This is a genomic window from Streptomyces deserti, from assembly GCF_054782695.1.
This window is the reverse complement of the sequence record NZ_BAAGRZ010000114.1, coordinates 1-1,040: the sequence shown is the minus strand read 5'-3', so window position 1 is coordinate 1,040 and position 1,040 is coordinate 1. Positions and strand designations below refer to the sequence as shown.

General features: G+C 68.9%; 1 pseudogene. It reads left to right on the top strand.

Annotated elements, in window-relative coordinates:
- Positions 1-1,040, top strand: a pseudogene (locus ACYVMZ_RS39325) (alpha-1,4-glucan--maltose-1-phosphate maltosyltransferase); the annotation flags it as partial.

Genomic DNA, 1,040 nt, shown 5'->3' with positions numbered 1-1,040 from the left:
TGCTGGTGGAGCGGGAGCGGGCGCTGTACGGCTCCTGGTACGAGTTCTTCCCCCGCTCCGAGGGCACGCCCGAGCAGCCGCACGGCACCTTCCGCACCGCCGCCCGCCGACTGCCCGCGATCGCCGCGATGGGCTTCGACGTCGTCTACCTCCCGCCCATCCACCCCATCGGCACCACCTTCCGCAAGGGCAAGAACAACACCCTCACCCCCGGCCCCGACGACGTCGGCGTCCCCTGGGCCATCGGCTCCCCCGAAGGCGGCCACGACGCCGTCCACCCCCAGCTGGGCACCCTGGACGACTTCGCCTGGTTCGTGCGGGAAGCCGCCCGCCACGGCCTGGAGATCGCCCTCGACTTCGCCCTGCAGTGCTCCCCCGACCACCCCTGGGTCCACAAACACCCCGAGTGGTTCCACCACCGCCCCGACGGCACCATCGCCTACGCCGAGAACCCGCCCAAGAAGTACCAGGACATCTACCCCATCGCCTTCGACGCCGACATGGACGGCCTCATCGCCGAAACCCTGCGCGTCCTGCGGCACTGGATGAACCTGGGCGTGCGCATCTTCCGCGTCGACAACCCGCACACCAAACCCGTGGTGTTCTGGGAACGGGTCATCGCCGACATCAACCGCACCGACCCGGACGTGATCTTCCTGGCCGAGGCGTTCACCCGCCCCGCGATGATGCACACCCTCGCCCAGATCGGCTTCCAGCAGTCCTACACCTACTTCACCTGGCGCAACTCCAAGCAGGAGCTGACCGACTACCTCACGGAGCTGTCCGGCGAGGCGGCGGCCTACATGCGGCCGAACTTCTTCGCCAACACCCCCGACATCCTGCACGCCTACCTCCAGCACGGCGGCCGCCCCGCCTTCGAGGTCCGTGCCGTGCTGGCCGCCACCCTCTCCCCCACCTGGGGCATCTACAGCGGCTACGAACTGTGCGAGAACACCCCGCTCAGGGAAGGCAGCGAGGAATACCTCGACTCGGAGAAGTACCAGCTGCGGCACCGCGACTGGGAGGCGGCCGAGCGCGAG